Source organism: Embleya sp. NPDC001921 (assembly GCF_053594475.1).
This window is the reverse complement of sequence record NZ_JBSFEO010000032.1, coordinates 1-25,413: the sequence shown is the minus strand read 5'-3', so window position 1 is coordinate 25,413 and position 25,413 is coordinate 1. Positions and strand designations below refer to the sequence as shown.

General features: G+C 70.4%; 21 protein-coding genes. 4 read left to right on the top strand and 17 right to left on the bottom strand.

From position 1 onward, the window contains the following. Nucleotides 1–6 precede the first annotated feature (6 nt). The 3 genes from uvrC to uvrA all read right to left on the bottom strand — a co-directional run bounded on the left by uvrC (nucleotide 7) and on the right by uvrA (nucleotide 5,565). Nucleotides 7–2,100, bottom strand: coding sequence for an excinuclease ABC subunit UvrC (gene uvrC, locus ACWCPW_RS31910; RefSeq protein WP_449765034.1), 2,094 nt, complete (start codon nucleotides 2,098–2,100; stop codon nucleotides 7–9). 39 nt (nucleotides 2,101–2,139) lie between these two features. Next, nucleotides 2,140–2,616 carry a Rieske (2Fe-2S) protein gene (locus tag ACWCPW_RS31905; protein WP_449765033.1) on the bottom strand — a complete coding sequence of 159 codons (477 nt, stop codon included), beginning with the start codon at nucleotides 2,614–2,616 and terminating at the stop codon, nucleotides 2,140–2,142. Nucleotides 2,617–2,718: 102 nt separating this feature from the next. After that, entirely contained in the window at nucleotides 2,719–5,565 is a 2,847-nt protein-coding gene (gene uvrA / locus ACWCPW_RS31900; RefSeq protein ID WP_449765032.1) for an excinuclease ABC subunit UvrA, read from the bottom strand. 363 nt (nucleotides 5,566–5,928) lie between these two features. Between uvrA and ACWCPW_RS31895 the strand changes: the two genes are divergently transcribed. Both ACWCPW_RS31895 and ACWCPW_RS31890 read left to right on the top strand, forming a co-directional pair. Next, complete coding sequence (locus ACWCPW_RS31895) at nucleotides 5,929–6,663, top strand: maleylpyruvate isomerase family mycothiol-dependent enzyme (RefSeq protein ID WP_449765031.1); 735 nt, start codon at nucleotides 5,929–5,931, stop codon at nucleotides 6,661–6,663. Between the two features lie 70 nt (nucleotides 6,664–6,733). Next, the gene (locus ACWCPW_RS31890; RefSeq protein WP_449765030.1) at nucleotides 6,734–7,390 is read left to right on the top strand and encodes an MBL fold metallo-hydrolase; all 657 of its coding nucleotides are present in this window, start codon (nucleotides 6,734–6,736) and stop codon (nucleotides 7,388–7,390) included. Between the two features lie 31 nt (nucleotides 7,391–7,421). Here the strand turns inward: ACWCPW_RS31890 and ACWCPW_RS31885 are convergent, their stop codons facing one another. After that, nucleotides 7,422–7,979 (bottom strand): CGNR zinc finger domain-containing protein, encoded by a 558-nt coding sequence (locus ACWCPW_RS31885; protein WP_449765029.1) that lies wholly within the window; start codon nucleotides 7,977–7,979, stop codon nucleotides 7,422–7,424. Nucleotides 7,980–8,104: 125 nt separating this feature from the next. Here ACWCPW_RS31885 and ACWCPW_RS31880 point away from each other — a divergent pair, with 125 nt between their 5' ends. Beyond that, on the top strand, nucleotides 8,105–8,266 hold the full coding sequence (locus ACWCPW_RS31880) for a hypothetical protein (RefSeq protein ID WP_449765028.1): 162 nt from the start codon (nucleotides 8,105–8,107) through the stop codon (nucleotides 8,264–8,266). Nucleotides 8,267–8,279: 13 nt separating this feature from the next. On the opposite strand, the gene ACWCPW_RS31875 is transcribed toward ACWCPW_RS31880, so the two are convergent. The 13 genes from ACWCPW_RS31875 to rpsA all read right to left on the bottom strand — a co-directional run bounded on the left by ACWCPW_RS31875 (nucleotide 8,280) and on the right by rpsA (nucleotide 23,964). Continuing rightward, nucleotides 8,280–9,269, bottom strand: coding sequence for a TerC family protein (locus tag ACWCPW_RS31875; RefSeq protein WP_449765027.1), 990 nt, complete (start codon nucleotides 9,267–9,269; stop codon nucleotides 8,280–8,282). 174 nt (nucleotides 9,270–9,443) lie between these two features. Beyond that, a complete protein-coding gene (locus ACWCPW_RS31870; protein WP_449765026.1) occupies nucleotides 9,444–10,100 on the bottom strand; it encodes a 3'-5' exonuclease in 657 nt (218 codons plus the stop codon). Between the two features lie 196 nt (nucleotides 10,101–10,296). Beyond that, nucleotides 10,297–12,045 carry a TerD family protein gene (locus tag ACWCPW_RS31865; protein WP_449765025.1) on the bottom strand — a complete coding sequence of 583 codons (1,749 nt, stop codon included), beginning with the start codon at nucleotides 12,043–12,045 and terminating at the stop codon, nucleotides 10,297–10,299. Nucleotides 12,046–12,149: 104 nt separating this feature from the next. Further along, a complete protein-coding gene (locus tag ACWCPW_RS31860) occupies nucleotides 12,150–12,722 on the bottom strand; it encodes a TerD family protein (protein WP_020553592.1) in 573 nt (190 codons plus the stop codon). 212 nt (nucleotides 12,723–12,934) lie between these two features. Beyond that, nucleotides 12,935–15,013 (bottom strand): excinuclease ABC subunit UvrB, encoded by a 2,079-nt coding sequence (gene uvrB / locus ACWCPW_RS31855; protein ID WP_449765024.1) that lies wholly within the window; start codon nucleotides 15,011–15,013, stop codon nucleotides 12,935–12,937. Nucleotides 15,014–15,131: 118 nt separating this feature from the next. Next, nucleotides 15,132–15,731 carry a dephospho-CoA kinase gene (gene coaE / locus ACWCPW_RS31850; RefSeq protein ID WP_449765023.1) on the bottom strand — a complete coding sequence of 200 codons (600 nt, stop codon included), beginning with the start codon at nucleotides 15,729–15,731 and terminating at the stop codon, nucleotides 15,132–15,134. Between the two features lie 149 nt (nucleotides 15,732–15,880). Continuing rightward, entirely contained in the window at nucleotides 15,881–16,636 is a 756-nt protein-coding gene (locus tag ACWCPW_RS31845; RefSeq protein WP_402231693.1) for a decaprenylphospho-beta-D-erythro-pentofuranosid-2-ulose 2-reductase, read from the bottom strand. A gap of 51 nt (nucleotides 16,637–16,687) precedes the next feature. Next, nucleotides 16,688–18,073, bottom strand: a complete 1,386-nt coding sequence (locus ACWCPW_RS31840) for an FAD-binding protein (protein WP_449765022.1) — start codon at nucleotides 18,071–18,073, stop codon at nucleotides 16,688–16,690. Continuing rightward, nucleotides 18,066–19,043 (bottom strand): decaprenyl-phosphate phosphoribosyltransferase, encoded by a 978-nt coding sequence (locus tag ACWCPW_RS31835; RefSeq protein ID WP_449765021.1) that lies wholly within the window; start codon nucleotides 19,041–19,043, stop codon nucleotides 18,066–18,068. The genes ACWCPW_RS31840 and ACWCPW_RS31835 overlap by 8 nt, the downstream gene beginning before the upstream one ends. Before the next feature lie 4 nt (nucleotides 19,044–19,047). After that, a complete protein-coding gene (locus ACWCPW_RS31830) occupies nucleotides 19,048–19,611 on the bottom strand; it encodes a phosphatase PAP2 family protein (RefSeq protein ID WP_449765020.1) in 564 nt (187 codons plus the stop codon). 331 nt (nucleotides 19,612–19,942) lie between these two features. Beyond that, the gene (locus ACWCPW_RS31825) at nucleotides 19,943–20,992 is read right to left on the bottom strand and encodes a hypothetical protein (RefSeq protein ID WP_449765019.1); all 1,050 of its coding nucleotides are present in this window, start codon (nucleotides 20,990–20,992) and stop codon (nucleotides 19,943–19,945) included. After that, nucleotides 20,982–22,271: an MFS transporter gene (locus ACWCPW_RS31820; RefSeq protein ID WP_449765018.1), complete on the bottom strand. Its 1,290-nt coding sequence runs from the start codon at nucleotides 22,269–22,271 to the stop codon at nucleotides 20,982–20,984. Before ACWCPW_RS31820 ends, ACWCPW_RS31825 begins: the two co-directional genes overlap by 11 nt. Before the next feature lie 205 nt (nucleotides 22,272–22,476). Then, nucleotides 22,477–23,964, bottom strand: coding sequence for a 30S ribosomal protein S1 (rpsA, locus tag ACWCPW_RS31815; RefSeq protein ID WP_078977653.1), 1,488 nt, complete (start codon nucleotides 23,962–23,964; stop codon nucleotides 22,477–22,479). Between the two features lie 281 nt (nucleotides 23,965–24,245). Between rpsA and ACWCPW_RS31810 the strand changes: the two genes are divergently transcribed. Beyond that, nucleotides 24,246–25,112 carry a class I SAM-dependent methyltransferase gene (locus tag ACWCPW_RS31810; protein ID WP_449765017.1) on the top strand — a complete coding sequence of 289 codons (867 nt, stop codon included), beginning with the start codon at nucleotides 24,246–24,248 and terminating at the stop codon, nucleotides 25,110–25,112. The last annotated feature ends 301 nt before the right edge of the window (nucleotides 25,113–25,413 follow it).

Here is a 25,413-nt window from a genome sequence, read left to right as displayed (position 1 = left end):
CCGCACCTACGGCTGGGCGAGTTCAACGCTTCCTCCTGCTGTTTCCTGCCTCGGGGGTACAACCGGGACCGCCTCATCGGCTTCGACAACCTCATCCACCGCAACAACGGCGTCGTCTTCAATGATCTCGCCCGTCGCGGTGTTCACCGCCGGCGCCGCGGGCGCCCGCGCGGCGAGCGAGGCCACGATCGCCGCCGCGGTGGCGCGGCCGATCCCGGGCACCTCGGTGATCTGCTCGATGGTCGCCGTGCGCAGCCGCTTGAGCGAGCCGAAGTGCGCGAGCACCGCCTTGCGACGGGTCTCGCCCAGCCCCGGGATGTCGTCGAGCGCGCTCGCCGTCATCGCCTTGGACCGCTTGGAGCGGTGATAGGTGATCGCGAAGCGGTGCGCCTCGTCGCGGATGCGCTGGAGCATCAGCAACGCCTCACCGCTGCTGCGCGGGAGCACGACCGGGTCGTCCTCGCCGGGCACCCAGACCTCTTCGAGCCGCTTGGCCAGCCCGCACACGGTGACGTCGACCACGCCGGCCTCCTCCAGGGCCCGCACGGCGGCGGCGACCTGGGGCTGACCGCCGTCGACCACGATCAACTGGGGCGGGTAGGCGAACCGCTTGGGCTTGCCGGTCTCGGGATCGATCGGACCGGCGTTCTCCGCGTCGTCCACGCCGCCGTCGCCCGCGGCCGCGTCCGTGGCCGCGTCGCGCGCCAGGTCGGACCGGTACCGCCGGAATCGCCGGGTGAGCACCTCGTGCATCGCCCTCGGGTCGTCCTGCCCCTCGAACGTCTTGATCGCGAAGCGCCGGTACTCGCTCTTGCGCGGCAGACCGTCCTCGAAGACCACCATCGAGGCGACCACCTCGGTGCCCTGCAGGTGCGAGATGTCGAAGCACTCGATACGCAGCGGCGCGGTGTCCATCTCCAGCGCCTCGGCCAGTTGTTGCAGCGCGAGCGAGCGCGCGGTCAGGTCGCCGGCCCGGCGCAGCTTGTGCAGGTTCAGCGCCTGCGCGGCGTTGCGCTGCACGGTCTCCTGGAGCGACTTCTTGTCCCCGCGCTGCGGCACCCGCAGTTCCACCTTGGCGCCGCGCAGCTCGCACAACCACTGGGTCAGCGCCGCGGTGTCCGCGGGCAGCGCGGGCACCAGCACCTCGCGCGGCACCGCCTCGCCGCGCTGCTCGCCGTAGAGCTGCTGGAGGAAGTGTTCGACCAGGTCGGCGGTGTCCACGTCCTCGACCCGCTCGGTGACCCAGCCGCGCTGACCGCGAACCCGGCCGCCGCGCACGTGGAAGATCTGGACGGCGACCTCGAGTTCGTCCTCGGCCAGCGCGATCACATCCGCGTCGGTGCCGTCGCCGAAGACGATCGCGTTCTTCTCCAGCGCCCGGGTCAGCGCCGTTATGTCGTCCCGCAGCCGGGCCGCCTTCTCGTACTCCATCGCCTGCGCGGCCCGCTTCATCTCCCGCTCGACGCGCTTGATGTAGGGGCCGGTGCGGCCGGCCATGAACTCGCAGAAGTCCTCGGCGAGCGCGCGGTGGTCCTGCGCGGAGATCTTGCCGGTGCACGGCGCCGCGCACTTGCCGATGTAGCCGAGCAGACACGGCCGGCCGGTGCGGTGGGCGTTCTTGAAGACGCCGGCCGAGCAGGTACGCACCGGGAAGACCCGCAGCAGCAGGTCGAGCGTCTCGCGGATGGCCCACGCGTGCCCGTACGGGCCGAAGTAGCGCACGCCCTTGCGATGCGGACCGCGCATCACCTGCGCGCGGGGGAACTCCTCGTTCAGGGTCACCGCGAGCGAGGGGTAGCTCTTGTCGTCGCGGTACTTGACGTTGAACCGCGGGTCGAACTCCTTGATCCAGGAGTACTCCAACTGGAGTGCCTCGACCTCGGTGCCGACCACGGTCCAGTCCACCGCCGCGGCGGTGGTGACCATGCTCTGGGTACGCGGGTGCAGGTTGGCCAGGTCCTGGAAATAGGACGAGAGCCGGGCCCGCAGATTCTTCGCCTTGCCGACGTAGACCACGCGCCCGTGCTCGTCGCTGAACCGGTACACACCGGGCGACGTCGGGATCTGGCCGGGAGCGGGCCGGTACGACGACGGGTCCATTTCTCCACCCTATGTGCTGGCTCCAACAGATTTTCGCGGTCAACCCACGACGATCTCACCGTTCGCCACCGCGACCGGCAGCGGCGTCAGACCGCGCCTGGCGGGCCGGCGAACGACGGAGCCGTCGTTCATCGAGAACTGGCTGCCGTGGCACTGGCACTGGATGACACCCTGGTCGACCTTGGTGACCAGACACCCCTGGTGCGGACAACGGGCGTCGAACGCCTTGTAATCGTCCTTGGCGGGCTGGGTGACCACGATCGAGGTGTCGGTGTACACCTTGCCCTTGCCGACCGCCACGTCCTCGGACCGACCCACCGTGACCGGCCCGTCCAGCAGCTTCTTCTCGTGCGGCGACGCGGCCTGGTTGTCCGCGGTGCACGCGCTCAGGCCGAGCCCGGCGGCGCCGACCGCGCCGACCACCGCGGCCCCCCGCAGCACCGCGCGCCGGTCCGGTCCGTGATCGCCCCGGGGGTCGGTCGCGGTCTCGGGCCGGGGCTGCTGCTGCGCGGTCATGCGGGATCTCCTTGTGAACGGTGACGCCGGTGGCGTGGCCCGGCCGGGCCACGCCACCGTGAGGCCGGTCAATCCTCGCACCCGGCCCGGATGCCGATCACGTCACCGTCGGTCGTACAGCACGTCCTGGAGGAACTTGCCGGTGTGGCTGCCGGCCACCTCGGCGACCTCCTCGGGCGTGCCCTCGGCGACGATCAGGCCGCCGCCGCTGCCGCCCTCGGGCCCCAGGTCGACCACCCAGTCGGCGGTCTTGATCACGTCGAGGTTGTGCTCGATCACGATCACCGTGTTGCCCTTGTCGACCAGGCTGGTCAGCACGCCCAGCAGCCGGCGGATGTCCTCGAAGTGCAGACCCGTGGTCGGCTCGTCGAGCACGTAGACCGTCTTGCCGGTGGAGCGGCGCTGGAGCTCGGAGGCGAGCTTGACCCGCTGCGCCTCGCCACCGGAGAGCGTGGTCGCGGGCTGGCCGAGCCGCACGTAGCCCAGGCCGACGTCGTTGAGCGTGCGCAGGTGCCGGGCGATCGCGGGGACCGCCTCGAAGAAGGCCAGGCCCTCCTCGATCGGCATGTCGAGCACCTCGGAGATGTTCTTGCCCTTGAAGTGCACCTCGAGCGTCTCGCGGTTGTAGCGCGCGCCGTGGCAGACCTCGCACGGCACGTAGACGTCCGGCAGGAAGTTCATCTCGATCTTGATGGTGCCGTCGCCCGAGCAGTTCTCGCAGCGACCGCCCTTGACGTTGAACGAGAACCGGCCCGGCAGGTAGCCGCGCACCTTGGCCTCGGTGGTCTCCGCGAACAGCTTGCGCACATGGTCGAACACACCGGTGTAGGTGGCCGGGTTCGAGCGCGGGGTGCGCCCGATCGGGCCCTGGTCCACGTGCACGACCTTGTCCACCAGGTCGGTCCCGGTGATCCGGGTGTGCCGGCCCGGCACCAGCCGCGCGCCGTTGAGCTCGCGGGCCAGGTGGGTGTACAGGATGTCGTTGACCAGGGTCGACTTGCCCGAGCCGGACACGCCGGTGATCGCGGTGAACACGCCGAGCGGGAACGCCACGCTGACGTCCCGGAGGTTGTTCTCCCGGGCGCCGTGCACCACCAGTCGGCGCTTGGTGTCGGGCACCCGGCGCTCGGTCGGGGTGGGGATGGACTTGCGGCCGGAGAGGTAGTCGCCGGTGGCCGAGCGCTTGTTCTTGAGCAGTTCCTTGTAGCTGCCCGAGTGCACCACCTCACCACCGTGCTCGCCCGCGCCGGGGCCGATGTCCACGACCCAGTCGGCGATCCGGATGGTGTCCTCGTCGTGCTCGACCACGATCAGCGTGTTGCCCATGTCGCGCAGCCGCACCAGGGTCTCGATCAACCGGTGGTTGTCCCGCTGGTGCAGGCCGATGGACGGCTCGTCGAGCACGTACAGCACGCCGACCAGGCCGGAGCCGATCTGGGTGGCGAGCCGGATGCGCTGCGCCTCGCCGCCGGACAGGGTGCCGGCGGCCCGACTCAGCGAGAGGTAGTCCAGGCCGACGTCGACCAGGAACCTCAGCCGCTCGTTGACCTCCTTGAGCACCCGCTCGGCGATCTTCTTCTCCCGCGCCACCAGCTTGATCCGGCCGAGGAACTCGGCGCAGTCGCTGATCGACATCGACGCGACGTCGGCGATCGACTTGTCCGCGATGGTCACCGCGAGCACGATCGGCTTGAGCCGGGCGCCGTGACACGTGGCACACGGCACCTCGCGCATGAAGCCCTCGAAGCGCTCGCGACTGGTGTCGGTCTCCGCCTCGGAGTGCCGGCGCACGATGTAGGGCAGCGCGCCCTCGAAGGACGTGTAGTACGAGCGCTCGCGGCCGTACCGGTTCTTGTACTTGACGTGGATCTGCGTCTTGTGGCCGTTGAGCAGCGCCTTCTTGGCCCGCTGCGGCAGACCGTCCCAGGCGATGTCGGTCCGGAAGCCCATCTCGCCCGCGAGCGCGGAGACCAGCCGGCCGAAGTACTCCGACGCGTGTCCGCTCGACCACGGCGCGAGCGCGCCCTCGTCCAGCGACTTCTGCCCGTCGGGCACCACCAGTTCGGGGTCGACCTCCATCCGGGTGCCGATGCCGGTGCAGTCGGGGCACGCGCCGAACGGCGAGTTGAAGGAGAACGAGCGCGGCTCCAACTCCTCGAACGACAGGTCGTCGTACGGGCAGTAGAGGTGCTCGGAGAACATCCGCTCGCGGTGCGCGTCGTCCTCGGGCAGGTCGACGAAGTCCAGGATGACCATGCCGGAGCCGAGCGAGAGCGCGGTCTCCACCGAGTCGGTCAGCCGGCGCTTGGCCGAGGACTTGACGGTCAGGCGGTCGATGACCACCTCGATGGTGTGCTTCTCCTGCTTCTTGAGCTTGGGCGGGTCGGTGAGCTGGATCACCGCGCCGTCCACCCGGGCCCGGCTGTAGCCCTTGGACTGGAGCTCGGCGAACAGGTCGACGAACTCGCCCTTGCGCTCGCGCACGATCGGCGAGAGCACCTGGAAGCGGGTGCCCTCCTCGAGCTCCAGCACCCGGTCGACCACCTGCTGCGGACTCTGCCGGGCGATCGGGCGGGAGCACTGCGGACAGTGCGGGTGGCCGATCCGGGCGTAGAGCAGGCGCAGGTAGTCGTAGACCTCGGTGATCGTGCCGACCGTGGAGCGCGGGTTGCGGTTCGTCGACTTCTGGTCGATCGAGACCGCGGGCGACAGGCCCTCGATGAAGTCCACGTCGGGCTTGTCCATCTGCCCGAGGAACTGGCGCGCGTAGGACGACAGCGACTCGACGTAGCGGCGCTGTCCCTCCGCGAAGATCGTGTCGAACGCGAGCGAGGACTTGCCGGACCCGGACAGGCCGGTGAAGACGATGAGCGCGTCGCGCGGAAGGTCGAGGGAGACGTCCTTGAGGTTGTGCTCGCGCGCGCCACGGACGATGAGACGGTCGGCCACTTGAGAATCGAAACCCTTCGACGACATGCCGCTGCGGCTGGATGGTGTCGGATCGGTACGCGTCGACGGCGCGGAACGAGGTCGACAGTGCGGATCGCGGCAGAGTTCGAGCAGTGTCGGACCAGTGCTCGATGATGTGCCTCGCGCCATCGTAAGCAGCCCGGGGCAGGTTTTTGTTCCCTTTGAGCCGCCAGGCTATCGCACATTTATTCGAACAAAACTTCTTGCGGCCACTCTTCACTCGATCGTGTGAAGCACGGGCCCGGGAGTCCGCGCCACTAAGGTGAGACCCCAAGACTTCGTCGCTCCGGGACCCGTCTCGTCCCGCAGGTCGGCGGCGAGGCCGATCCGGGGGAGGTATGCGTGACCACGGACGGGTTCGACCCCGCCGCACTGCTCGCGGAGATCAACGACGCGACCGCGCAGGTATTGGCGACCGCGGAACGGCTGACGCCCGAGCACCTGGCCGGTCCGTCGTTGCTGCCCGGCTGGACCAGGGGCCACGTGCTGACCCACCTCGCGCGCAACGCGGACGCCCTGACCAACCTGCTCGACTGGGCCCGCACCGGGATCCCGACTCCGATGTACCCGCCCGGGGACGCCCGTGACCGGGCCATCGAGGAGGGCGCCGGGCGGCCCGCCCAGGAGCAGCTCACCGACCTGTACGAAGCGTCCGGCCGGTTCGCCCGGGCGTTCACCGCGATGACGCCGACCGCGTGGGGTGCCAAGGTCACCGCGCGCAACGCGGGTGAGATCGCCGCCACGACGCTGCCCGCGAAGCGACTGCGCGAGCTGTACATCCACCACGTCGACCTGGACGCGGGCTGGACGCCGGCGCACTGGCCGACCGAGTACACCGAGCGCGAGCTGAACGAGGTCGCGGCCTCCTTCCGCGGCCGCCCGGACTGCCCGCCGCTGCTGCTGCGCGACGACATCACCCACCGCGAGCTGCGCATCGGCCCGGAGGGCGTGGCTCCGGCCGCCGTGGTCTCCGGCCGCCGGCAGTCGCTGCTCGCGTGGCTGATCGGCCGCACCAACGGCGACGGCTTGATCGTCGAGCCGTTCGGCCGACTGCCACCGCTGCCCGCGTGGATGTAGCGGGTGGATCCGGTCGGCGACGGCGCCGGTCGGTAGCCGGAAGGGCGCGCGGACGGGGAGGATGGCCCACATGACGTATCACGGATCCGTGAAGGTCGGCGGCGCCCCGGCCGTGCGCGAGCTGGCCAATCTGATGATCACCAAGGTGGCCGTCGGGCCCTACGACAACGACGCCTACCTGCTCCGCTGCCGCGCCACCGATCGGCAGTTGCTGATCGACGCGGCCAACGACGCGAGCACGCTGATCACCCTGGTGGGCGACGGCGGCCTGGCGAAGGTGGTCACCACCCATCGGCACCAGGACCACTGGCAGGCACTCGCCGAGGTGGTCGCGCACACCGGCGCGACCACCGTGGCCGGGCGCGCGGACGCCGAGGCCATCCCGGTGCCCACCGACGTGCTCGTGGACGACGGCGACACGGTCGCCTTCGGCGCGATCGAACTGCGGGCCATCCACCTGGTGGGCCACACCGAGGGCAGCGTGGCGCTGTTGTACGACGACCCCAAGGGCCACCCGCACCTGTTCACCGGCGACTGCCTGTTCCCGGGCGGGGTGGGCAACACCTTCGGCGACCCCGCCGCGTTCGACCGGCTGATCGACGACGTCGAACACAAGCTCTTCGACCGGCTCCCGGACGAGACCTGGGTCTACCCGGGCCACGGCAACGACACCACGCTGGGCGCCGAGCGCCCGAGCCTGACCGAGTGGCGCGAGCGCCGCTGGTGATCCGCGCGCGCCGGGCGCCGGTCCGGCCGGCTCAGGCCGACCCGGCGCTCGGCGCGTTCGCCTTGCGCCGGGCCCGGTGCGCGGCCACGTTCGCGCGGTTGGCGCACGCGTCCGAGCAGTAGCGCTTGCGGCCGTTGCGGGAGGTGTCCGCGAACACCCGGTCGCAGTCGGCCGCCGCGCACACGCCCGAGCGGCCCACACCGTAGTCGGCCACCAGGTTGGCCAGCCCCATCGCCGTGTTGATCCGCATGCGCTGCACGAACGGCACCCCCGAAGGCGCGTGGTGCAGGTGCAGCCCGTGACCGTGGTCCACCAGTCGCGGCCGCACCTCGACCCGCGCCAGCAGGTCGTTGACGTGTTCGACGGCCGCCTCCAGGTCGGTGATCGCGAAGAACGCGCGCAGCTCGCCGGCCCACTCCAGCAGGGGTTCGAGCGCGTCCCGGTCCAGGTCCTCGACCAGGAACGAGAACACCCGCAGCACATCCCGCGCGGATTCCAGGTCCGGCGGCGAGCCATGCGCGCCCGTCCACGCGTTGACCATCGCGACGGCAGCGCCGACGCCGTCACTACGGTAACCGTTGACTTCCATTGAACCCTTACCTAGGCTACGAAGTATGTAAGGAGCTACATCAGAACACTCATTACCCTATGCGATACGGGGGCAAAACGATGTCTTCCCGGTGCGACGCCTGCGGGCGGATCGAGGATCCGCGCATGACCGTACTGTCCCGGCACCCCACATCCCAGGGCGAGATCGTCTACACCCGCTGCCTGTGCGGCAGCGTCGGCGTGCGACTGCGGCCCGGAACGACACGACGGCCCCCGCACGAGGTGGTCCTCGCACAGGGGCCGTCGGCCGTACCGCTTCCGGATTGACCGCTTCCGGGGTCTAGACGCCGGCGTCCTTGTCGGCCCGCTCCGCCGCCTCGGCCGCCTCGCGCTCGTCCTTCTTCGTCTTGCGCAGGCTCAACACCGTGGTCACCGTCAGCGTCGCCACGATCACGCCGAGCGAGAGCGGGATGCCGATCTCCGGCACGTGCACACCCTGACCGTGCAGCGCCTCGAAGATCAGCTTGATCCCGATGAAGCCGAGGATCACCGACAGGCCGTACGACAGGTAGACGAGCTTCTTGAGCAGCCCGCCGATCAGGAAGTAGAGCTGGCGCAGCCCCATCAGCGCGAACGCGTTCGCGGTGAAGACGATGTACGGCTCCTTGGTGAGGCCGAAGATCGCCGGGATCGAGTCCAGGGCGAACAGCACGTCCGTGGTGCCGACGGCGATCATCACGATCAGCATCGGGGTGACGAGGCGCTTGCCGTTCTCCTTCACCACGAGCTTCATGTCGCGGTAGCCGTCGGTGGTCGGCAGGACCTTCTCTACCTTGCGCAGGAGGGCGTTCTCCTCGAACTCCTCCTCCTCGTCCGACTGGGCCTCCTTGATCAGCTTCCACGCGGTCCAGATCAGGAACGCGCCGAAGATGAAGAAGACCCACGAGAACGCGGCGACGACCGCGGCGCCCGCGGCGATGAAGATGCCGCGCAACACCAGCGCGAGCAGTACGCCGACCAGCAGCACCCGCTGCTGGTACTGCGGCGGCACCGCGAACTTGCCCATGATCAGGACGAACACGAACAGGTTGTCGACGCTCAGCGACTTCTCGGTGATGAAGCCGGCGAAGAACTCGCCGGCGGGTGCCGATCCGGAGAAGACCCACAGGCCGATTCCGAATACGACGGCGAGGCCGACCCAGAAGATGCCCCACAGGGACGCTTCCTTGAGGGTGACCTCGTGCGGTTTGCGATTGAGGAACAGATCGACTGCCACCAGTGCCAGCAGCACGACGATGGTCAGGATCCAGGCAACGGGTGAAACGTCCACTGCGCCTCCGGCAGACGTGGGGGGTCGCGTCATAGCCGGAGGGGGGATGTACCCCTCCGATTGCCTCCAGGATGCCAGAAGGTAAAGGAAACACCAAACAATCCTTTGCCAAATCCTGGTGACAGGTCGTCAGAAGGCCTGCCCGTCGGCGCGCTCGGAGTCCCCGAGTACCCGTCAGGCCACCGGCGCGAACCCCCGACGCGGCTTGAGCGCGGGCGCCGGCAATCCCTCCGGGGCCCGGGCGGGCGGGACCGGCAGACCCAGCCTGCGGGCGCCGAGACCGGCCAGCAGCAGCGGCAGCAGGCGGGCGGTCACCCGGGCGTCGGCCAGCGCCGCGTGCGCGTCGGGGAAGGTCAGTCCGAAGTGCGCGCAACACGTCCCGAGCTTGTGGTCGGCCAGCGGCAGCGCGGACGCCTTCGCGAGCTTCATCGTGCACAGCGCGGGCAGCGTCGGCGGGGTCATCCCGGTCGCGACGAACTCGGCCTCCAGGAATCGCTGCTCGAAGGACGCGTTGTGCGCGACCACCACGGCGCCCGCGAGCAGCCCGGCCAACTCGGTGGCGACCTGTGCGAACCGGGGCGCGCCCACCACGTCCGCGGCGGTGATGCGGTGTACGTGGCTCGCGCCGACCGAGCGCCCCGGATCCAGCAGCGTGGTCCACTCGCGCAACACCTCACCGGTGCCGCGCATCCGCACCACGCCGATCTCCACGATGCGATCGCCACGGGCGGGCGAGAACCCCGTGGTCTCCAGGTCGACGACCGCGAACTCGGTACGAGCGACCTCGGCGGGCACCCCGAGCACGCGCGCGGGATCGACATAGGCGAACAAGGCGACATCCCTCTCCCCCGGCCGCCTTGACACGACCGACGGGGCGAGAGTCTATGACCCCCGCCCCGCCACATTTACCGCATCGCCACGATCCGCCCCATTCGAGCGACCCCACCATCCGCCGGACCAAACCCACCTCGGCCCACCGGCGTTCGAGGCCACCCCGGCCGGAGGCCGAAATCCCGCGCGCTCCGCGCTAACGCGTGCCGGCCACCCACGACAACAACTGCCGCGTCGCATCCGCACCGCCGGAGGGCAAGTCCGCCGTGTACACCCAAGGCAGCCCGATCCACGGGTCCATGATGTGGTCCTCGGGAATCGCGGTGAGCCGCAACAACGACCGCCACAGCGGATCGAGCAACGGCCCGAACGACTCGGCGTCACCGCGCGAACCCACCACGATCACATGCACCCCGACCCGGGGCCCCTCCTCGACGATGTGCCGCAGTTGCGCCGCACTGCGATCGTCGAAGCCGAACGGGAAGTCGTGCACCAGCAACAACTGCCGGGCCAGGTCCAGCTCGCTGGGCAGCGAGTCCACCGCGTCGTTGGCCACCGCCATCCGGACCAGCTCGATCCGGTCCAGCAGCCGCCCGAGCAGCGCGGACACGTCGGCGGCGTCGGTGGCCACCGGGCCCACCAGCAGTCCGGAGGCCGCGAGCGGCTGCAACGGCGCGGCCGCCGTGCCCTTGCCCGCCGGATCCACCACGTGCACCTTGAACTCGCCCACCGGGAACGCCGCGAACATCCGGGCGGTCAGCGACACCGCGAGCTCGTCGGCCCGCTCCGAGCCGTTGCCCCGCTCACCCTCCAGGCCCGACGCGGCGGTGTCGATCCACAGCCCGCGATCCATCGGCAGCCGCAACACCATCGGCACCCGCAGCTCCGGCCGCTCCGGCAGATGCAGGTCGCCGAGCCGAATCGCCGGCGCCCCGTCCTCGGGAGCTTGCCACCCGGCCCACGACGTGCTGTCCCAACGCGCCATCACCGGCGGCAGGTTCGGCTCCAACTGCTCGATCTCGCCCACCAGTTGCGTGGTGTCCCGGTCCAGCACGGCCTTGGCCTGCTCGGCCAGCGCCCGGTGCCGATCGCGCGCGGTGTCCTGTGCGGCGAGCCCCGCCGGCGAAAAGCGCGCGGCCGGGTCGTTCAGGACGCCTTCCAGCTCCTTGTCCAGCCGACCGTCGGCGTACTCGATCGCCGACCGGTAGGCGGCGGCGGATCGGGCCGCGTCCTCGAACACGCCCCAGACCTGCTCGTACAGCTTCTCCACCTCGCGGCGCGCGGCCCGCTGCGCGGCCTCGCGCTCGACATCCGGCGGAGCCGCGGCCCACGCCATGCCGCCGTTCGGGTCCACCCGGGGCACGGTGCCCGGCTCGCGCGGCTCGGTGGGGGCGTTCGCGGCGCTGAACGGCGCGGCGGTGGAACCGCCGAGCGCGGTGCGCGCCCGGTCCACCACGCGGGCCCGGTTCGCCACCCCGACGTCCTTGAGCAGCGCCTCCAAACCGGCCTCGTAGCCCTGCCCGACGGCCCGCACCTTCCACGCGCCCTGCCGGCGGTACAGCTCGACCGTGTGCAGCGCACGCTCGCTGCCCAGGTCGGTGATCCGGAACGCGGCCAGGTCCTCGCCGGCCGCGCGCACGGTGACCACCGGCGCCGCGACCACACCGAACCGGTCCACGCCGCCGCCCTCGATCGTGACGCCGACCAGTGCCCGCTCGATCCCGGCGGGCAGCCTGTCCAGCTCGAAGGTCGCACCGGCCTGACGGATGCTCACCCCGGCAGCGTCGACACCGCCACGCTGGATCACATCGTCGTCGTCGCGGACCCGATCGTCGGCCCCTACCAGGGTCACCACCAGCTCGACCGGGCATTGCGCCGCGATCTCGACCTCCACCCGGGTGTCGGGCAGCGCCAGGTTCTGACCCCGTACCAGTTCGGTGCTCACGTGCGTTCGTCCCCTCCCCGCCCCGCCGGGACGGACCCCGCGCGAGCGGGCCGGGAGGCGTGTTCCGCCCGTCCCGGCCCGCTCACCATGTTTGGTTGTACGTCCTACAGGTGCGCCATCAGAGCCGGGAGCAGGTCGCGCAGCGTCTGCCCGTGCGCGGGCTCGCCGATCGCGGCCATCTTCCAGCCGGTGCCGTGCCGGTACAGCTTGGCCATGATCTGGCCGGTGTAGTTGCCACCGCCCGAGAGCGTGTAGCGCGCCAGCTCGGTGTTCGTGGTCTCGTCCACGATCCGGCAGAACGCGTTCTCGATCTCCTGGAAGGTCTGCCCCTGGAACGAGCTGACCGTGAAGATGATCTGGTCCACGTGCACCGGCACGCGGGACAGATCCACCAGGATCGACTCGTCGTCGCCGTCACCGTGCCCGGTCAGGTTGTCGCCGGTGTGGCGAACGGACCCGTCCTTGCTGGTGAGCTGGCCGAAGTAGCAGACGTCGACCGGCTGGTTCTCGGCGAACAGGACGCACGACGCGTCCAGGTCGACCTCCTTCTCCCGGCTGCCGAACAGGCCGCGGCGCTTGATGGCGTCCCATCCCAGGCCCATCCGGACCATGGTCAGCTCGCCACCACCCGGCTTGTCGAGTGAAATCCTCTGGCCCTTGGACATGTTGACGGCCACTGGCGACGTCTCCCCTCACAGAATTTGGTCACGCGGCTCGCGGGCCCCGCCCCGACGGGGCGGGCCCACACTGGCCGCAGAGTAGTCCTCGGAGGTCGCCGGTGTCCCGGCGAGCCCCCTCGGTCGCGTTCCCGATCACGAACCTACCGGTCAAGACGTACAGGCTTCACAGGCCGTTCCCTCATATCCGGCAATCCGTCCCGGACATCCTGCTACGCGATGCCCGCCGCCTTCATCCCGCGCAGCTCCTTCTTCAGCTCCCCGACCTCGTCGCGCAACCGCGCGGCCAGTTCGAATTGCAGTTCCGACGCGGCGGCGTGCATCTGCTCGGTCATCACCCGGATCATGTCCGTGAGATCGGCCGCGGGCAGGTTGTCCGAACCCGTCTTCCTGCCCAGCGACGGCACCGGCGCCTTGGTCCGGCCCTTGTTGCCGGCCAGCAGATCGGCGGTGTCCGCGTCCTCGCGCGAGATCGAGTCCAGAATGTCCACGATCTTCTTGCGCAGCGGCTGCGGGTCGATGCCGCGCTCGGTGTTGTACGCGATCTGCTTCTCGCGCCGCCGGTTGGTCTCGTCGATCGCCTTGGCCATCGACGGCGTGATCTTGTCCGCGTACATGTGCACCTGGCCGGAGACGTTGCGCGCCGCGCGGCCGATGGTCTGGATCAGCGAGGTCCCCGAGCGCAGGAAGCCCTCCTTGTCCGCGTCCAGGATGGACACGAGCGAGACCTCGGGCAGGTCCAGGCCCTCGCGGAGCAGGTTGATGCCGACCAGCACGTCGTACTCGCCCAGCCGCAGCTCGCGCAGCAGCTCGACCCGGCGCAGCGTGTCGATGTCGCTGTGCAGGTAGCGCACCCGCACACCCTGCTCCAGGAAGTAGTCCGTGAGGTCCTCGGACATCTTCTTGGTGAGCGTGGTCACCAGCACCCGCTCGTCCTTGTCGGCCCGGGTGCGGATCTCGTGCAGCAGGTCGTCGATCTGGCCCTCGGTGGGCTTGACCACGACCTCGGGGTCGATCAGGCCGGTCGGGCGGATGATCTGCTCGACCACCGCGTCCGCCTTGGCCAGCTCGTACTTGCCGGGCGTCGCGGACAGGTACACCGTCTGGCCGACCCGCTCCAGGAACTCCTCCCACTTGAGCGGGCGGTTGTCCATCGCGGACGGCAGCCGGAAGCCGTGCTCGACCAGGGTGCGCTTGCGCGACGCGTCGCCCTCGTACATCGCGCCGATCTGCGGCACGGTCACGTGCGACTCGTCCAGCACCAGCAGGAAGTCCTCGGGGAAGTAGTCCAGGAGCGTGTTCGGCGCGGTGCCCGCCTCGCGGCCGTCCATGTGCCGCGAGTAGTTCTCGATGCCGGAACAGGTGCCGATCTGGCGGAGCATCTCGATGTCGTACGTGGTGCGCATGCGCAGGCGCTGGGCCTCCAGCACCTTGCCCTGCTTGTCCATCCGGGCGAGCGTCTCCTCCAGCTCCCGCTCGATCCCGGCGACCGCGCGCTCCATCCGCTCGGGGCCGGCCACGTAGTGCGTGGCGGGGAACACGTAGAGCTCGTCGTCCTCGCTGACCACCTCGCCGGTGAGCGGGTGCAGCGTCATCAGCGACTCGATCTCGTCGCCGAACATCTCGATCCGCACGGCCAGCTCTTCGTAGACCGGGAAGATCTCGATCGTGTCGCCGCGCACCCGGAAGGTGCCGCGCGTGAACGCGACGTCGTTGCGGGTGTACTGGTTGCCGACGAAGCGGCGCAGCAGCGCGTCGCGCTCGATCTCCTCGCCGACGCGCAGGCGGACCATCCGGTCGACGTACTCCTGCGGGGTGCCGAGGCCGTAGATGCAGGACACGGAGGCGACCACGACCACGTCACGACGGGTCAGCAGCGAGTTGGTGGTCGAGTGCCGCAGCCGCTCGACCTCCTCGTTGATCGAGGAGTCCTTCTCGATGTAGGTGTCCGTGGTGGGGACGTACGCCTCGGGCTGGTAGTAGTCGTAGTACGAGACGAAGTACTCGACGGCGTTGTTCGGCAGCAGCTCACGGAATTCGTTGGCGAGCTGCGCCGCGAGGGTCTTGTTGGGCGCCATGACGAGCGTCGGCCGCTGGAGCCGTTCGATCATCCACGCGGTCGTCGCCGACTTGCCGGTGCCGGTCGCGCCGAGCAACACCACGTTCTTGTCGCCCGCGTCGATCCGCTGTTCGAGCAGATCGATCGCCTGCGGCTGATCGCCGGACGGCTGGTAGGGACTGACGACCTCGAAGGGCGCCACTTTGCGTTCGAGATCGGTGATGGGTCGCACTGAACCTACGTTACGACCTCGGGCCGACAAACGGCGTGGACGCGGTTTGTCGGCCCGAGGTCGTAACGTTCCGGCGGCTCCGGCCGCTCTCCGCGCGGGCTCGTCGATCGACCGGGCCTCAGTCGCCCGTCAACCGCTCCCACAGCGCCAGCACCTGCGGCTCCAGCGCCGACAGCGGACCGTCGTTGTCGATCACCACATCGGCCACGGCCAACCGCTGCGCCCGAGACGCCTGCGCGGCCATCCGGGCCCGAGCGTCCGCCTCCGGCATGCCCCGCAGCCGGACCAGCCGGTCGAGCTGGGTCTCGGGCGCGGCGTCCACGACCACGACCAGGTCGTACAGCTTCGCCAGGTCGTTCTCCGCGAGCAGCGGCACATCGTTGACCAGCACCGCGTCCTCGCCGGCCGCAGCCGTGAGCTCCGCCGCCCGGCCGCCGACCAGCGGGTGCACGATCGCGTTCAGCGCGGCCAACCGCTCCGGCGACCCGAAGACGATCCGGCCCAGGCCCGGTCGGTCCAGCGAGCCGTCCGGCAGCAGCACCCCCGGGCCGAACTCCGCCACCACCGCCGCCAGCCCCGGTGTCCCCGGCGCCACCACCTCACGCGCGATCCGGTCCGAGTCGATCACCACCGCGCCCAGTTCGGCGAGCCGCCGCGCCACCTCGCTCTTGCCCGCCCCGATCCCACCGGTGAGCCCGACGTTGCCCCTGCTGCCCATGCCGCGCCCCTCGTACGTCTTCGGGTGGACCAGAACCGGGCCACGGTAGGCCAGGCGACCCCAGGGTAGAAGGGCCCGGCTCCCGAACACACAAGAGCCCGTCCCGGATGCACCGGAACGGGCTCTCTCGACGACGGACGGACCGCGGGTCAGATGTTCAGCTTGCGGAAGATCGGGCGGGGGACGTGCCGCAGGGCGGACATCACGAAGCGGAACTGGCCCGGGACCCACACCACCGAGGACTTGCGGCGCAGGCCCTTGACGATGGCCTCGGCGACGACCTCCGGGGTGGTCGCCAGCGGCGCGTCCGGCAGGCCCTCGGTCATCCTGGTCTTGACGAAGCCCGGCCGCACGACCATCACGTGCACGCCGGTGCCGTGCAGCTTGTCGCCCAGGCCCTGGGCGAACGCGTCCAGGCCGGCCTTGGTCGAGCCGTAGATGAAGTTGGACTTGCGGGCCCGCTCGCCGGCCACCGAGGAGATCACCGCGAGCGCGCCGTGGCCCTGCCGGGACAGCGCGTTCGCCGCCGCCAGCCCGGCCGAGACGCCGCCCACGTAGTTGACCTGCGCGACGCGCGCGGCGGCGGCCGGGGACTTCTCGTCGGCCTCCTGGTCGCCCAGCACCCCGAAGGCGAGCAGGACGACGTCGATGTCGCCCGCCGCGAACACCTCGTCGATGGTCTTCTCGTGGTCGTCGGTCTCGGCCGCGTCGAACCCGACCACCTCGACCGAGGCACCGAGGCCGCGCAGTTCCTCGGCGGCGGCGTCCAGCGCGGCGGAGGGGCGGCCGGCGAGCACGACCCGCCGGACCCGCTCGGCGACCATCGCGCGGGCCGTGGTCAGCGCGATCTCGGAGGTACCGCCGAGAACGAGCAGGGACTGCGGTGCGCCCAGGGCGTCTTTCACGGTGCGTCCTTCACAAGAGCGTGGTTCACAAGTAGACGGAAGAGGGGTGGATCAGAGCCCGAGCCGGCGGGCCTGGTCGGAGACGAAGATCCCGTCCGGGTCGACCTTGGCGCGCACCTCGCGGAACCGCTCCAGGCGCGGGTACATCCGGGCCAGGTCGGCCGGGTCCATCCGCGAGTCCTTGGCGAGGTAGAACCGGCCCTCGTTGCTCAGCACGATCTCGTCGAGCTGCTTGAGCAGCCGCGCCAGCCCCGGGGTGTTGGTCGGGAAGTCGAGCGTGAGCGTCCAACCCGGCTTGGGGAAGGACAGGAAGCCCTCGTTGCCGGGGCCGAAGCGCTTGAGCACGGTGAGCGAGGAGGGCGCGCCGTGCGCGCTGATCGTCTCGACCGCCTTGACCAGCGCGTCCTCGCGCCCGAACGGCACCACGAACTGGTACTGGAGGAAGCCGGTCCGCCCGTACACCCGGTTCCACTCCTGGACCAGGTCGAGCGGGTGGAAGAACGCGGTGATCGACTGGAGCTGGCCGACCTTGTGCTTGGGCGCCTTGCGGTACCACAGCTCGTTGAACAGACCCATGGTGAGCTTGTTCGGCAGCCGGCCCGGCACCACGTCCGGCACGGTCAGCAACGAGCCGGTCCTGAACCGCAGCGGGTCCCGGCGCTTCTTCGCGGGCAGGTCGTCGAGCGCGGCGAACTCGCCGCACGTGAGCACGCAGCGGCCGAGGTTGGGGCCCTTGGCCAGGCAGTCCAGCCACGCGACGGTGTACGTGTACTTCTCGTCCGTCTCGGCCATCAGCGCCATGGCCTCGTCGAGGTTCTTCGTCCGGTCGGTGTCCACCGACGCGAGCGAGGTCTCGATGGGCGTCATCCGGATGGTCGCGGACAGGATCAGCCCGGTCAGGCCCATTCCGCCGGCGGTGGCCCAGAACAGCTCCGGGTCGCCCTGCGGGGTGACGGTGCGCTGCGTGCCGTCGGCCATGAGCATGTCGATCGACAACACGTGGTTGCAGAAGCTGCCGTCCGCGTGGTGGTTCTTGCCGTGCACGTCCGCGCCGATCGCGCCGCCCACGGTGACCTGCCGGGTGCCCGGGGTCACGGGCACGAAGAACCCGAACGGCACGAACAGTTCGATCAGCCGGTCCAGGCTCACCCCGGCCTCGCAGGTGACCAGGCCGCGTTCGAGGTCCACCGCGAGGATCCGGTCCAGCCCGGTCATGTCCAGGACGGTGCCGCCGCCGTTCTGCGCGGGGTCGCCGTACGAGCGGCCGAGGCCGCGGGCGATCACGCCGCGCGAGGTGCGCCGCCCCAACGCGGTCACCACCTGATCGCGGGTGGTGGGGCGCACGACGTCGGCGAAGGTGGGGGCAGTGCGTCCCCAACCGTGCAGGCCGACCCGCCGAGCGGTTGGTCGTACGTCGGCCGACGGGCCGTCAGACATGGAAAACTCCCAGAACAAAGGTGAGAAGCCAGGCGAAGCCAAGGCCGACGAGGACCTTGTCCTTGAGAAGAACGTCCTCGGGGGACCCGGCGGTTCCGGCGTCCACGTACACCGCGTAGCGCAGGAACGCGAAGCCGAACGGAATCAGCGACAACTGGTGCCAGGCGAGCGTGGAATCGCCCTCGGGAATCTGAAATGCCCACAGGGAGTACGTGAGCAGCGTCACCGACACCGCCATCTGCCACACGAAGCGCAGGTAGGTGATCGAGTAATTGGCCAGCGAGGCGCGCGTCTTGGCCGCCTCCTCGCCCATCAGGACCATCTCCGAGTAGCGCTTGCCGGCCACCATGAACAACGAGCCGAAGCCCGCGGTCAGCAGGAACCAGCGCGACAGCGGCAGTTCGGAGGCGGTACCGCCGGCCATCGCCCGGAACAGGAAGCCGGAGGCGACCATGGCCAGGTCGAGCACCACGACGTGCTTGAAGGAGAAGCAGTACGCGACGTTGAGCACCACGTACAGGCCCAGCACCAGCGCGGTCCCGGGGTTGCACAGCAGCACCCCGAGCACGACCGCGGCGATGCCCAGGATCGGTCCCAGCACCCACGCGAGCTTGACCGGCACCACGCCGGAGGCGATCGGGCGGTTGCGCTTGGTCGGGTGCTCGCGGTCGGCCTCGACGTCGAACGCGTCGTTGATGTAGTAGATCGCCGAGGCGGCCAGGCAGAACAGCGCGAACATGATCGCGCTGTGCCCCAGGACGTAGCCCTCGTCCAGCCGCCCGGCCGCCAGTGGCGCGGCGAACACGAGTACGTTCTTGACCCACTGTTTGGGCCGGGCCAACTTCAGCAGGCCGCCCGCGAGTCCCCCGCGCGGTGGGCGCCCGGGCGCCTGGGCGGGGGCGGCTTCGACCGCGGCCGGAACCAGGGCCTCACTCGACTCGATCGGCGATTCGACTTCGGATGTACTCAAGACCTCAGAACCCCTTCGGACGCTCTGCGCGACGAGCCCAGGCGCGGCCCAAGCCGCCGGCCGCGAGCCCCATGGTCGCGCCCGCGGCCACGTCGGACGGATAGTGAACGCCCACGACGAGCCGCGAGAAACACGTCGCAGCGGCGGCCGTACCCGTGACGGCGGTGGGCAGCAGGCCGTGGAACGCCACGGCGGCGGCGGCGGAGGACACCGAGTGCGAGGACGGGAAGCTGTGCCGGCCGGCGGTACGCACCGTCGGCTCCAGGCCCGGTATGGCCGGCCGCGGTCGGCGCACCACGCGCTTGACCACCATGCTGGCCACGTGCGCGCCGGCGACCGTGGCGGTGGCGCGCAGCCACTCGTGCCGACGACCCCGGTCCACGGCGGCGCCGACCAGACCGGCGGCGAGCCAGACACCGGCGTGCTCGCCGGCGAAGGACAGCGCCTTGCTCGTGCGCTGGACCACAGGGTGCCCGGTGCGCCCGCGCACGCCGCGGTACAGGGCGACGTCGGACGCGCCCACCGTCTTGACTACCTGCCCGGTGGCGAACGCTCCACCAAAGGCCATCGATACCCTCATTCCTACCGCAAGTCGAATGGGCGCCCTGCCCCGAGGTCCGGGGGCCTACGTGCTTCGGCGATCTTCCCGACCGCCCCACGGGCCACATCCGTACGAGCCCGGCGCATGGCACCAATGAGTCAGGGTACGCGAACCCGGCGCCGGCGCTTCGCCGGCCCATTGCGGCACCCGTCGGCCGGGCCCGCGCTTCCTCGCTCCCGCACCGACGCTGCCAAACATGCGGCGGGCGCACCACGAGGTCGGCCTTTCGTGACGGAACTGTGGCAGACCCGCAGCCTGCGCGACGCCGGAGCGATACGCGGAACCGTCCCCCGGACGGTCAACTCAGCGGCGCCGGCGAGAAGGCGCCCACCACGATCCGCGCCGGCGCGCCGCTCCCGTCGGCGGGCACCGACCACACGTCGCCGGCCGCCGCCGACCCGGTCGGCAGTCCGTAGCCGATCGTGCGCTCGTCCAGCCACACGGCCTGGTCGTCCACGCTGCGGGTCTCCGCGAGCGGCGTCTCGCGCATCGTCGCCAGGTCGAGCACGTGCAGCCGCCACGGGTTGCGGGTGCTCTGCGAGACCTTCTTCTTGAACACCAGGCGGGTGCCGTCCGGCGACAACGACGGGCACTCCACGTTCTCCCGCAGCACCGTCATGGTCCGCGCCCGCAGGTCGCCGCGGACCAGGTAGGTGCGGCCGGAGGTGTTCGTGGACAGCGTGGCGTAGAACGTGTTGTCGTCGGCGGTGAAGGTGACACCCCAGAAGTTGCGGTCCGGCGACTTGAGTTCCTTGCCGTCCCGGGTGGTGGTGAAGTCCTCCAGGTTGGCGGCGAGTTCACCCGTGTGAGTGTCCAGGATCGAGGTGCGGGTGGAGAAGGTCATCGACGCGTACGAATCGCCGTAGACGAACACCGTCCACGAGGCCATCCGGCCCGACGCCGACACCCGCGCCCGGTTGGGCGTGCCCGCGAGCTCGACCCGGCGTACCTGGCGCAGGTTCGCGTCCAGCACCAGCGCCACGTTGGTCCTGGTGATCCCGCCCTCCGTGGCCAGGCACACCGCGGTGCCGCCAGCCGCGTAGACCCGGTCGCACGAGCGCTCGCCCACCGTGCGCGGCCCGCCGGGATCGGCCGCCGCGACGGTGGCCAGGTGCCCGTATCCCGGACCCGACTCGGTGCTGCGGAACAGCAGCCTCGGCGCGCCGGCCAGGGTCAACGGCGGCCCGCCCGGCGCGGTACCGGAGCCGCCGTGCAGCTTGTCGTCCTCGCGCCGGACCGCGTAGCGCGTGTAGACGATCGCGATCCCCGCGAGCAGGACCACGATCAGCCCGAAGATCAGCACGCGCGCCTTGGTGACGGCCGGTTTCACCGGTGCGTCAACGGACATCGGACACCTCCCGCGCCTGTCGCGCGCGCCCGGCCCGGCGCACCCGACCACCCGCGAGGGCCAGGGCCGAGCCGACCAGCGCCACCGCGAGCGCGAGCGCGAGGACGCGGATCGCGGCGGCCGGCCCCCAGGCCGTCCACAGCGCGCCGAAGATCATCGACGAGGCGAAGCGGCCCGTCGCCTGCCCGGTCTGCACCACGGCCAGCCCGCCCGCGCGCCCCGCCGCGGGCAACCGCGCGCCCACCGCCGCCGAGAGCACGCCGTCGGTCGCCGCGTAGAAGACCCCGTGCAGGGCCAGCACCGCGATCAGCAGCCCGACTCCGCCGAGCGGGCCGCCGAGCAGCAGATAGGCCGCCAACAGCACGCCGTGCCCGGCCAGGAACACCCGCCGCCGGCCCACCCGGTCGGCGAGCCGACCCAGCGGCAGCGCGAGCACCAGATAGACCCCGGCGGTGCCCAGCGGGAGCAGCGGGAACCAGTGCGGCTCGATCTCCAGCCGGTGCTGGAGCAGCAGGTAGACGAACGCGTCGCTGACCGTGACCAGGCCCAGCACCGCCGCGACCACGCACAGCCGCCGATAGGGCCGATCCCGCAACAGCCGTATCCCGTCCCGCCAACCGGGCTTGTGCTCGAGGCGATCGCGATGGTCGCGGACGAACAGCACCAGCATCGCGACGCCGACCAGTCCCACGCAGAAGCTCACCACGAACACCGCGTCGTAGGCCGTGCCCACCGCGGCCAGGATGGTGAACGCCACCAGCGGCCCGGTGAACGCCCCGGCGGTGTCCAGCGCGCGATGCACGCCGAACGCGCGGCCCTGCGCCCGCGGACTGCTGGAGAGCGAGATGAGCGCGTCCCGGGGCGCGGTGCGCAGCCCCTTGCCCGCGCGATCGGCGGCCAGCACCGCGCCGATGCCCGGCACCGAGGCGCCGGCCAGCGGCAGACCGAGCTTGGCCACCGCCGACATCCCGTAGCCGACCGCGGCCACGTGCTTGCGCGCGGCGAAGCGGTCGGCGAGATGGCCGCCGACCAGCCGCAGGAAGACCGTGACGCCGGAGTACAGGCCGTCCAGGAAGCCGAACTGAAGCATCGTCAGGCCCAGCCCGGTGACCAGGTAGACCGGCATCACCGCGGTGACCATCTCCGAGGAGACGTCGGTGACCAGGCTGACCATGCCGAGCGCGATCACATTGCCGGTGACCACCGCGCCGGCCGCGGGCCCGGCCCGCCCGGTCGCCGCCTCGGTCGCCGCCTCCGGACGTCCGGACGAGACGTACACCCCCGCACCCTCCCCCGGCTGCCGTGTGACCGTCCCCGACCCTAGTCCCGTTCCGGTGCTCCCACCGCAAAAGCCGAAAGGCCCCACCTCCCCGAGGGGAGATGGGGCCTTCGCGTCCGGCGGTATCGCTACCGGCGGATCAGTCGAACACTTCGGCTCGAAACCCTAGGGTTCGAACACCGCGTCCGGCACGAGCGGACCGAGGTCAGCTCTGGCCGCCCGCCAGCTTCTCGCGAAGCGCGGCGAGGGCCTCGTCGGACGCCAGGGCGCCGCCGGTGGTGTCGGCCTCGACCTCGTCGTCACCGCCCGAGGAGTACGCGCCCGCGGCTTCGCCGGCCACGGCCTCGGCCTCGGCCTCGCGGGCCTTGACGACCTGCTGCTGGTGCGACTCGAAGCGCGCCTGGGCGTCGGCGTACTGCTTCTCCCACTCCTCGCGCTGCTTGTCGAAGCCCTCGAGCCAGTCGTTGGTCTCCGGGTCGAAGCCGTCCGGGTAGATGTAGTTGCCCGCGTCGTCGTAGGTCGCGGCCATGCCGTAGAGGGTCGGGTCGAACTCGGCCGTGGCCGGGTCCGCGCCGAACGCCTCGTTGGCCTGCTTCAGCGAGAGGCTGATGCGGCGACGCTCGAGGTCGATGTCGATGACCTTGACGAAGATCTCGTCGCCGACCTGGACGACCTGCTCCGGGATCTCCACGTGGCGCTCGGCCAGCTCGGAGATGTGGACCAGGCCCTCGATCCCCTCGTCCACACGGACGAACGCACCGAACGGAACGAGCTTGGTGACCTTGCCGGGAACGACCTGGCCGATCTGGTGCGTCCGGGCGAACTGCTGCCACGGGTCTTCCTGGGTCGCCTTCAGCGACAGGGAGACGCGCTCGCGGTCCATGTCCACGTCGAGCACCTCGACGGTGACTTCCTGGCCGACCTCGACAACCTCGGACGGGTGGTCGATGTGCTTCCAGGACAGCTCCGAGACGTGCACGAGACCGTCGACGCCGCCGAGGTCCACGAACGCGCCGAAGTTGACGATCGAGGACACGACGCCCGTGCGGACCTGACCCTTCTGCAGGGTCGTGAGGAAGGTCTGACGCACCTCGGACTGGGTCTGCTCGAGCCAGGCACGGCGGGACAGGACCACGTTGTTGCGGTTCTTGTCCAGCTCGATGATCTTGGCTTCGAGCTCCTTGCCCACGTACGGCTGGAGGTCACGCACACGACGCATCTCGACCAGCGAGGCCGGGAGGAAGCCGCGGAGGCCGATGTCCAGGATGAGACCACCCTTGACGACCTCGATGACGGTACCGGTGACGATGCCGTCTTCTTCCTTGATCTTCTCGATGGTGCCCCAAGCGCGCTCGTACTGAGCCCGCTTCTTCGAGAGGATCAGGCGGCCTTCCTTGTCCTCCTTCTGGAGAACCAGGGCCTCGATGTGGTCACCGACAGTGACGACCTCGTGGGGGTCCACGTCGTGCTTGATGGAAAGCTCGCGGGACGGGATGACGCCTTCGGTCTTGTAACCGATGTCGAGCAGGACCTCGTCCCGGTCGACCTTGACGATCACGCCATCCACGATGTCGCCGTCGTTGAAGTACTTGATCGTCTCATCGATCGCTGCGAGGAAGTCTTCCTCGGAGCCGATGTCGTTGACCGCCACCTGCGGGGTGGTGCTGGGCGTGGCCTCGGTGCTGCTCGTCATGTGGGTAAGGGCTCCGGGTACGGACAGAAGTCGTTTTCAAACACGCTTGTGGACCCGGTTTCGCCCCCGACGCCCGCGACCATGCAAGAGGATGGCGTGGGATCGACAAAGGTGAGCGCGACCTGCTCCGTCTGAGTTCACGCAGGCCCGCGGCGCAACTTGCAGCATACGGGGCCGACCGGGTGCGGTCAACGCGCACGGGATGCATGGGGTCAACCGGGACGTCCCGGAGGGAGTACCCTACGCGCGTCCGTGCCCGCCCGTAGTGCAACTGGAGCACCGTGAACCGCCCCCTCTCCCCCGACCCGCACGCGATCGCGGCCCGATTCGTCGACCCCGACGAACTCGACGACGCCGACGACGACGCGGTGCGGCGCAAGGTCGGCCTGGTGGAGAGCGTGCGCGCGGGCCGGCGGTGGTGGGACGCCAACGCGGACGAGTACCAGGTCGAACACGGCGACTTCCTCGGCGACGCGCGCTTCACGTGGTGCCCGGAGGGGCTGGACGAGGACCGGGCCGGGCTGCTGGGGCCGGTCGAGGGACGCACCGTGCTGGAGGTGGGCGCGGGCGCCGCGCAGTGTTCGCGCCGACTGCTCGCGCGCGGCGCCTTCCCGATCGCGCTGGACCTGTCGCTGCGCCAGCTCCAGCACTCGCGCCGGCTCGACCTCGAGCACGGCACCCGGGTGCCGGTGGTGCAGGCCGACGCGGCGCGCCTGCCGTTCGCGAACGAGAGCTTCGACCTGGCGTTCTCCGCGTACGGCGCGCTGCCGTTCAGCCCCGACGGCGCGGGGATCATGCGCGAGGTGTTCCGGGTGCTGCGGCCGGGCGGGCGGTGGGTCTTCTCGATCACCCACCCGGTGCGTTGGGCGTTCCCGGACGAGCCGGGGCCCGAGGGGCTGACGGCGGTGACGTCGTACTTCGACACGACGCCCTACGTCGAGCAGGACCACACCGGGCGGGCGACCTACGTCGAGCAGCACCGCACGCTCGGTGACCGGGTGCGCGAGGTGGTCGGCGCGGGGTTCCGGCTGACGGACATCGTGGAGCCGGAGTGGCCGGAGGGGCTGGAGTCGGTATGGGGCGGCTGGAGCCCGCTGCGGGGGCGGTTGTTGCCGGGGACGGCGATCTTCGTGTGCGAGAAGGGGTGAGGGGCGGGGGCGTGACGTGAGAGGAGGGCGGGCCAGGGTAGGTCGTGAGTGGGGTGGGACGGGCCGCGGTGGGTCGTGAGCCGGGCCGGACGGGCGGGCGGAGTCGCGGCGGGGGCGTTGCTGTTTGTTGGGCGACTTCGTCGCCGGCTCGCGAGGCACCACCTTTTTTCTCTCCTCCGCAAGCTCCTCCGAGAAAAAAGGCGGCGCCTCGCTCGGGGCTTCGTGTCCCTCCGCTTCGCTCCGGGCCACGAAGCCCAAAGTCTGCGGCTCCGCCGCTCTCCGCGCTTCGCGCGTCGATCAC

Bases quoted from the DNA above. Each gene is read 5' to 3' on its own strand.
- uvrC (WP_449765034.1), bottom strand. From the start codon at position 2,100: ATGGACCCGTCGTCGTACCGGCCCGCTCCCGGCCAGATCCCGACGTCG.
- ACWCPW_RS31905 (WP_449765033.1), bottom strand. From the start codon at position 2,616: ATGACCGCGCAGCAGCAGCCCCGGCCCGAGACCGCGACCGACCCCCGG.
- ACWCPW_RS31890 (WP_449765030.1), top strand. From the start codon at position 6,734: ATGACGTATCACGGATCCGTGAAGGTCGGCGGCGCCCCGGCCGTGCGC.
- ACWCPW_RS31885 (WP_449765029.1), bottom strand. From the start codon at position 7,979: ATGGAAGTCAACGGTTACCGTAGTGACGGCGTCGGCGCTGCCGTCGCG.
- ACWCPW_RS31880 (WP_449765028.1), top strand. From the start codon at position 8,105: ATGACCGTACTGTCCCGGCACCCCACATCCCAGGGCGAGATCGTCTAC.
- coaE (WP_449765023.1), bottom strand. From the start codon at position 15,731: ATGGGCAGCAGGGGCAACGTCGGGCTCACCGGTGGGATCGGGGCGGGC.
- ACWCPW_RS31840 (WP_449765022.1), bottom strand. From the start codon at position 18,073: ATGTCTGACGGCCCGTCGGCCGACGTACGACCAACCGCTCGGCGGGTC.
- ACWCPW_RS31830 (WP_449765020.1), bottom strand. From the start codon at position 19,611: ATGGCCTTTGGTGGAGCGTTCGCCACCGGGCAGGTAGTCAAGACGGTG.
- ACWCPW_RS31825 (WP_449765019.1), bottom strand. From the start codon at position 20,992: ATGTCCGTTGACGCACCGGTGAAACCGGCCGTCACCAAGGCGCGCGTG.
- rpsA (WP_078977653.1), bottom strand. From the start codon at position 23,964: ATGACGAGCAGCACCGAGGCCACGCCCAGCACCACCCCGCAGGTGGCG.